This is a genomic window from Bradyrhizobium sp. Crot121, from assembly GCF_059512385.1.
On record NZ_JCAMOR010000086.1, the window covers coordinates 21,974 to 28,994 of the forward strand.

Here is a 7,021-nt window from a genome sequence, read left to right on the forward strand (position 1 = left end):
AGGCCTAGCATAACGGAACCCGCGCGGGAATGTCATCGGCCGGCGCCGGACAGATGCCAGCGATGGCGTTAGCCCCGCGCGAAAACCAACAGCCCGTTCGCCGGGATCGTCACTGCCGCGGACGCGGGCAAGCCGTGCAGCGGCGGGCCGTCGGCGTGCACGCTGCCATCGGCGGTGACGGTCACCTCACGGTCGTAGATGTCGCTGTTGAACATCTCGCGCCAGCGGCCCGCGACGGGAAAGCCGATCGCGTAGTTGTGGAGCGGGCTTTCGTTCAGGCTGCAGACCACCACGACATCGCCGCCGTCGCCCTCGACCCAGCGCTGGAACGCCAGCACGCGGTTGTCGTCGTGGACGTGGATGACGGCGCAACCTTCGCCGCGCAGCCCCGGCGTCCTCAGGCGCAGGCCGATCAGCTCGCGCGCAAAGCGCACGAAGCCGGCCATCACCTCATCGCCACGGTCGAACGCCGCCCAGCCGATTTCGGTGTCCACGCTCGGCGTGTCGCTCCATGGCTTCGACGCCAGCATCTCCTGGCCCATGAACAGCATGGGAATGCCAGGCGCGGTCAGCAGGAGGCCAAGCGCGACGCGGCTGCGGCTGCGCGCATACCAGGAGCGCGGATTGCTGCCGTCGGCGAGCGCCGCGATCCGTTCGTCGCGTCCCATATAGACGATGTCGTGGTTCTCGATCGCATGCACCGCGCGCCAGCGGCTACCCAGGCTGATCGCGGCGATCGCGTCTGCGATCGCTGACATCGGCACGCGTGCGTTGGCGCCCTGTGAGGCGCTCGCGATCGCCGCCCGCACGCTGTTGCGGATGCTGTCGCTCCAGGTGGCGTCGAAGCCCGCGCCGCCCTCGCTGCGATCCTTCACGATCCACGCATTGACCGGCCAATATTCGGCGATCTGGATCGCCTCGGGTTTTTGCACGCGCAATGTCGAGGTCAGGTCCTGGCAGGTGCCCCAGCCGCCGAAGCGATCGATCACGCTGACTTCGTCGAAGCGGAAGCCGTCGATCCGATACTCCTCATAAAGGAACGTGGCGTTGTCGATCAGGAACTGTTTGACGCCATCGTTCCAGAACGCGAACACCAGGCCGCCCGCCCAGCCCTTGTCGGTGAAATAGAGGCTGTTGTTGTTGTCGCCGGGCAGGTGGCGATCGAGGAACCACATGCTCTTGTCGTCGAACCCGCCGCCGGCATGGTTGTAGACGACGTCGAAGATCACGGCGATGCCATGGACATGGCAGACGTCGATCAGCGCGCGAAGCTGGTCGTCGCTGTGCCTGAGGGTGTCGACGCCGGGATAGGGCGCGTGGCCGGCCGCCTGGAGGATCGCGTTGGTGCGATCCAAATAGCGGCCGAGCTTTGCCTCGTCGGCCTCGGCATATTGGTTCTCCGGGCTATAGAGATCGACTCCGTTATAGCCCATGCTGAACGTGGTCGGGAATTCCTGGATCGGTAGCAGCTCGATGGCGTTGACGCCGAGCGCGGCGAGGTGCGGCACGCGCTCGATCACGTCGAAGAACTTGCCATCCCCGTTGTCCGGATGCGGCGCGAACGTTCCGACGTGAAGCTGATAGACGATGAGGTCGTTGAATGCCGGCGGCACGAAGCGCTCGAGGCGCCAGGGAAATCGCCCGGCATCGCGCAGCACGGAATTGCAGGCCGGAAAGGACGGCTGGACGCTGAGCAGCCGCGCCCGCGGGTCGCGCTTGAAGCCGGACGAGCCGACGCCCTCGACGTAGAACAGGTAAGCGTCGCCGTCCTTCAGGCCGGGCACGAAGCTCGCCCAGTGCCCGCCGCCGATCTCCGACATCAGCGAACCGGCATCCTGCCTCCAATCGTTGAAGTCGCCGGAGACATGGACCGCGCTGGCCCGCGGCGCCCAGACGCGGAATATCGCCCCGCCGGGCACGAGCGTGCCGCCCATCGGAGCGCCGGTGAGGTCCGGCTCAGGCATCTGTCTTCCCCCTGAACGCGTGGCGCCGGGAGAATGAGCCTGGCGGCAGCGGCCGGCAAGGTTGTCGCCCACCATTATTACGCGGATGCGAAAGCGGGAGCCTCGGCGGGAGCGGGGCGGCTGCTCTTTGCGGAAAAGAACGGGGAAAGGGGCAACGCGCGGAACCAAGGACCGGTTCGGCGACTTATCCGCGCAGGCTCTCATCGAGGCTCAAGAAAATGAAGCTGCTGCAGCGTCTCTCCCGGCTGTTCTGGCGGCGCCGGGAGCTGCGCCAACCGCCCGTCCTTCCGCAATCCTCCATCGATGCCGACGAATTCGCCCGGCTGTTGTGCAGCCGGCGGATCGAAGATTTGAAGACGCTGGCCAAGAAGCTGAGCCAGCAGCCGAGGGCGCACGCCTGAGGCCTTGATCGGTCGTGTCCCCGGACTCGCCGCGCGCCAGACGAGCGCGAGGGGTTGTCTGGCATCATTGCGACGAGTGCACGCGACGAAGCGATCCACATCGCAACAAGTGGCACCGTCGATTGCTTCCAACCTTTACCCGCTGAGCTGGCCAAGTCGCCTGCGCTCACAAACGCGGTGAGAGCCGCGTATGTCGGGGGGCATCGCCTTGCGTCGAAGGGCCAAAAAATTTTTTGTAGCCTCCCCTTGAAACTGGATCGGCCTTTTCCAAGATTTTTTTCGCCATCCGACGGATGGCGTCCGGACGCCTGATGGGTCTGGACCAGAACGGGCACCGGTTCTGTCCGGTGCCGCTCGTATCCAACTTGCTCATTGGAGGATTTGGCTATGCGCAGCTACGACTTTGCTCCCCTGTGGCGCTCGACCATCGGCTTCGACCGCCTGTTCGATCTCGTCGACGCAGCGGCACGTACGGGCGAGGACAATTACCCGCCCTACAACATTGAACGGCTTGGTGAAGATCGCTACCAGATATCGCTTGCGCTCGCGGGCTTCTCGCCCGACGAGATCTTGGTGACCGCCGAGAGCAACGTGGTCACGATCGAAGGCAGCAAGTCCGAGAAGGTCGAACATGAATACCTCTATCGCGGTATCTCGGCGCGGCCGTTCAAGCGGCACTTCAATCTCGCCGATTACGTGCAGGTGAAGAGCGCCGCGTTCGACAATGGACTCCTGAAGATCGAACTGGTCCGCGAGGTGCCCGAGGCCATGAAGCCGCGGCGGATCGCCATCGATGGCGCGACGGCAGCCAACGTGCAGCAACTCGAAGCGAAAGCGGCGTAACGCGTTCGCGACGCAGACGGATGCCCCGCCCGGTGTACCTGCCGGGCGGGACGGTTGACACGTGCCTGAACAAGTAACGGGAGCAACCAATGATCGATCGCACTGACAATATCGTCGATTTGAATGTCATCCTGCACCCGGCATCGGTTTACGACCATCCGCGCGATGTGTTGGCGGATGCCCGGCTGTCGGTGGCGGAAAAGCGCGCCGTGCTGGCGTCATGGGCGTCGGATGCGGCTGCGGTTTCGTCCAATCCGGCGTTGCGTGAACTTCCGGGTGCCAAGAGCGCTGTCAGCATCGACGAGGTACTTGAAGCGCTGTCGGCGCTCGACCCCGATCCATCGGGATCGCCGGGCGGCAAGCCGTACCGGCGGAAATCGACCTCGCGCGTCGCGCTGGCGGCGTAGAGCACGTCAGGGGCTGGGGGATCATGTTCCGGGTATTTGCGAGGAACGGTCCCGGCGGCGTCTCCGTCATCCTCGCGACGGCGGCGGCGGCGCTGCGAAAGATGGAGGAGTTTCGCGACGACGGGTTCCGCACGGTCTCGGTGCTCGATGCATCCGGGGCCACGATCAACGAAGCCGAACTGACCGCCATGGCGCAAGCTGAGAGCAAGGGTGCGTTGCCATGAAGCGTGACGCGCCCTCGCTGGCGCCACGCCGAGACGGACAATCAACTATTGCTAATTATTGCGCCTTCTCGTGCGCGGCCATGCCGACGGCCTTGTAATCATAGGTCGGATAGAATTCGGTGCGATAGGCGCCCCAGGCCTTGTCCTCGAGCGCGCGATTGACCTCGCGGAGCCGCGATGCCGGCAGCCGCAGTGTCACCACCTGGCCGATGCCCATCATCACATACCAGCTCACGACCTCGACGCCCACGGGCGGAAAGGCCTTGTAGTAGCCCTGCTTCTCGAGCTGTGCGTTGAGTTCGCTGAGCGGGCGCGACTGATCGTGCTTCAGGAACACCGTGATCATCACCGCATTGTCGGCGGTCGGCGGCGCTGCATTCTCCGCGGGCGCGGTCTGCGCATTCGCGGCTGATGAGAGCGTCAAGGCGCAAGCCAAGGTCGCCATCGCAAGCCATGATCCGGTTGCTCGCGCCATCGCGGTCTCCCTTCATCGTTGTGAAGATCGAGATCGCGATCATCGCGATGCCGGTGAAAGCTGTAAATCGCAAACCCCGGTGCGAGGCGCCGCGCATCGATCACAAATCATGCAGCAATGCACTGTAGCGGGTTGACTTCTCGCGCACGCATCGCGCGCCGACCTCATGTTCGTGTCATCTCAGTGCAAGCGCCGCGTGGTCGTCGACAGGCCCGCATAAGCGTCCTCTGGAAAGCTCTCGAACCAGCGCATCGATAGTACGCTGCCATTCGCGTCATCGGTGATTCGCTGCGCGTTCGGGACCCGCCACATGGAACTCACAAATATGCTCGTGAAACTACGCCATTCCGCCACAATTTCAGTATTTTCCCTATGAGTAGAAATACTGAGATTTGCCACATTCCTGCGAGAATTGTTGCAAACTCTAGGCGCGTCTGCCTCTATTTCCTTGTGAGCTGGCAACACATGGTCGCGTTCTCAGTATTCCTACTGAGTGCCGAGTTAACGCGGGAACAGCCTTAGGGTCGCTAGATCGGTCGCATGACACAGCACGAGCATCGAGCCGACGGGTCACATCTGTCGAAGTGGATGGAAGACCGCGCCCCATTCGAGAGCAATCGTGAGATTGTGGAACTCGCCGCACAGCGTGCGCGCGCTACGGAAGAGGCGGGCGCTGCGATCGCGCGCCAGTTCAACGGTCCGATGACGGCGCTCCTGCTCTACATGAACGAGATCAAGCAGCACAGTCATCAGTTCGCGCATTCGCCGGCAGCCCGAATCTACCTGCAGCAGGTGGTCGAGAACGCCCTGCAGCAGACCGAGCGCGTCTGCGCGATGCTGAAGCAGATTTCGGAGGTTCATCCGGGATCCGCTCCCGTTATCGATCAGAAGGCGGGATGGGACAGTCCGCCTGCGCGCATCAAGGACGAAAGCCCGCCGCCAAAGGTGACGGTTGTATCCAAGGCCGGCCAGAAGCCGCTGACGAGGCGCGAGCGCGAGGTGCTCCGTCTCATCAGCGAGGGCTATTCGAACAAGCAAGGCGCGCTACGCATGAAGATCAGCCCGCGGACATTCGAAAGCCATCGCGCCGAAGCGATGCGCAAGCTCGGCGCACGCAACACCGCCGATCTCGTCCGCAAGGCGCTGATGCAGTCGTCCTGAGCGCTGGAAGCGTTTTCAAGCGAAGCGGGCACAGGCCTGCGTCGCAATCAAGTTTAGGCAGATTGCGTAGACTTATCTGCGCAGAAACACGTCAAGACAGGAATCTACAGCTTCGGTTCTGATTCAATCAGAACCGAATTCGCGCTGGGCGCGCGACGGCCGCCGGGCACGGCCTATGCCTGCGGCAGGTCGAAGCAGTAGAGCGCAACAAAGCACGATGCGCTTGCGCCGAGCTTGCGCTTGAGCAAACAACGATTCGATTCAAATTGATAAGGAAGCGCCGGCGTAATCCGGGGCCGCTGGTCGACATCGGCACAGATCTCCTGGCTTACGCATTCGCGTCACCGGGCTACGAGGTGATTCAGATGTAATCTTCCGCGAAGGTGCGGATGCGCGGGGCTGGCCGCAGGTTTACCGCAGCAGGCTTCGGCGTTTCCGGGATGATCGTGATGGTCCAGGCCGCCGGAACGCGCGACTTGTTCTCCACGATGGATCGAACGTGGCCCGTAACCGTCGCGCCGGCCGAATGCGCGGTTGCGATCCTGCCGTTGAACTGTGCGATCCGAAAACGCCTGGCTTCCTTCTGGTCCGTCGTTTCGAACGTGAACATGTCAGCTCTCCCGTGTGCACTCCGATTATCGCCGGTTAAGCTTAGCCGTCCGTGAAAATTGAGAGCCGTAGAAGTACGGCCGGGTTTCCACGCGGGAAGCAAGCGCGCGGTCGCGCTTATGGCGTAACCGATTCGTACCCCTGAATCAGGCGGGTGTATTGGGCTTTCACCGTCGCGTAGCATTCGCAAGAGGTCTTCATCAGGCCGTCGAGATTGGTGATCTCTATATGGCCTCGGCTGTAGTGGATGAAATCCGCCTGCTGAAGCGTGTGCGCCACCAGCGAGACGCTGTTGCGGCGCGCGCCGATCATCTGCGCCATCGCTTCCTGCGTCAGCACGATCTTGTCGCTTCCGGACAGGTCGCGGGTGTGCAGGAGGCATCGTGCGAGCCGCGATTCCACGGTGTGCGAAGCGTTGCAGCCGGCGGTCTGCTGGACCTGCGCATCGACCGCAAGCCCGTGCCGCGCCAGCGCGTAGCGCAACGTCGCGCTGCGGTCGGCGGCGAGGCGAAGCTGCTCGAGCTCGATGGTCGAAGCGATGCCGGGCACCACCACCACCGCGCAGTTCAGCGCGGTCGCGTCCCCCAGCGCGGCGAACGCGCCGAAGATGCTGTCGCGCCCGACCAAGGCGATCTGCACGTGCTCGCCGCGCGCGAGCTTTACGACCAGGGAAATCGCACCCCTCTGCGGCAGGTAGGCTCGCTTGAGCACTTCATCGACCTCGACCAGGACCATGTCCTGGATGAGATCGACTGTGCGCAGATGCGGGCGGATCAGTTCGAAATCGGATGCCGACAGCGCGGACAAGAATCCGTTCGGCGAACGAGGAACCGAATCCAAAGCAGTCTCCTGCCTCATTGCTAGAGCGTGATGAAGTTAGGTTCGTGCATATCCTGAGTTTGCCAAGTAGCTTGCGCATTCTTTGGGCGTGAAGAGC

Annotated in this window: 9 protein-coding genes; 5 read left to right on the forward strand and 4 right to left on the reverse strand. The window is 63.1% G+C overall.

From position 1 onward, the window contains the following. Positions 1–68 precede the first annotated feature (68 nt). Positions 69–1,964: an alpha amylase C-terminal domain-containing protein gene (locus AC5ZGW_RS39255; protein ID WP_130230003.1), complete on the reverse strand. Its 1,896-nt coding sequence runs from the start codon at positions 1,962–1,964 to the stop codon at positions 69–71. A 218-nt stretch (positions 1,965–2,182) separates the two neighbouring features. Here AC5ZGW_RS39255 and AC5ZGW_RS39260 point away from each other — a divergent pair, with 218 nt between their 5' ends. From AC5ZGW_RS39260 to AC5ZGW_RS39275, 4 genes are all read left to right on the forward strand, one after another. Further along, positions 2,183–2,365, forward strand: coding sequence for a hypothetical protein (locus tag AC5ZGW_RS39260; protein ID WP_130230001.1), 183 nt, complete (start codon positions 2,183–2,185; stop codon positions 2,363–2,365). A 387-nt stretch (positions 2,366–2,752) separates the two neighbouring features. Next, positions 2,753–3,208, forward strand: a complete 456-nt coding sequence (locus AC5ZGW_RS39265) for an Hsp20 family protein (protein WP_130229999.1) — start codon at positions 2,753–2,755, stop codon at positions 3,206–3,208. Positions 3,209–3,297: 89 nt separating this feature from the next. After that, on the forward strand, positions 3,298–3,615 hold the full coding sequence (locus AC5ZGW_RS39270; RefSeq protein ID WP_028162396.1) for a hypothetical protein: 318 nt from the start codon (positions 3,298–3,300) through the stop codon (positions 3,613–3,615). Positions 3,616–3,638: 23 nt separating this feature from the next. Next, the gene (locus AC5ZGW_RS39275; protein WP_130229997.1) at positions 3,639–3,839 is read left to right on the forward strand and encodes a hypothetical protein; all 201 of its coding nucleotides are present in this window, start codon (positions 3,639–3,641) and stop codon (positions 3,837–3,839) included. A gap of 55 nt (positions 3,840–3,894) precedes the next feature. On the opposite strand, the gene AC5ZGW_RS39280 is transcribed toward AC5ZGW_RS39275, so the two are convergent. Continuing rightward, positions 3,895–4,314, reverse strand: a complete 420-nt coding sequence (locus tag AC5ZGW_RS39280; RefSeq protein WP_130229995.1) for a hypothetical protein — start codon at positions 4,312–4,314, stop codon at positions 3,895–3,897. Positions 4,315–4,854: 540 nt separating this feature from the next. On the opposite strand from AC5ZGW_RS39280, the gene AC5ZGW_RS39285 reads away from it, so the two are divergent. After that, the gene (locus tag AC5ZGW_RS39285; protein ID WP_130229993.1) at positions 4,855–5,475 is read left to right on the forward strand and encodes a helix-turn-helix transcriptional regulator; all 621 of its coding nucleotides are present in this window, start codon (positions 4,855–4,857) and stop codon (positions 5,473–5,475) included. 361 nt (positions 5,476–5,836) lie between these two features. On the opposite strand, the gene AC5ZGW_RS39290 is transcribed toward AC5ZGW_RS39285, so the two are convergent. Together AC5ZGW_RS39290 and AC5ZGW_RS39295 are read right to left on the reverse strand one after the other, a co-directional pair. After that, positions 5,837–6,085, reverse strand: coding sequence for a hypothetical protein (locus AC5ZGW_RS39290; protein ID WP_130229991.1), 249 nt, complete (start codon positions 6,083–6,085; stop codon positions 5,837–5,839). Positions 6,086–6,201: 116 nt separating this feature from the next. Beyond that, on the reverse strand, positions 6,202–6,942 hold the full coding sequence (locus tag AC5ZGW_RS39295; protein WP_130230017.1) for a Crp/Fnr family transcriptional regulator: 741 nt from the start codon (positions 6,940–6,942) through the stop codon (positions 6,202–6,204). Positions 6,943–7,021 lie beyond the last annotated feature (79 nt).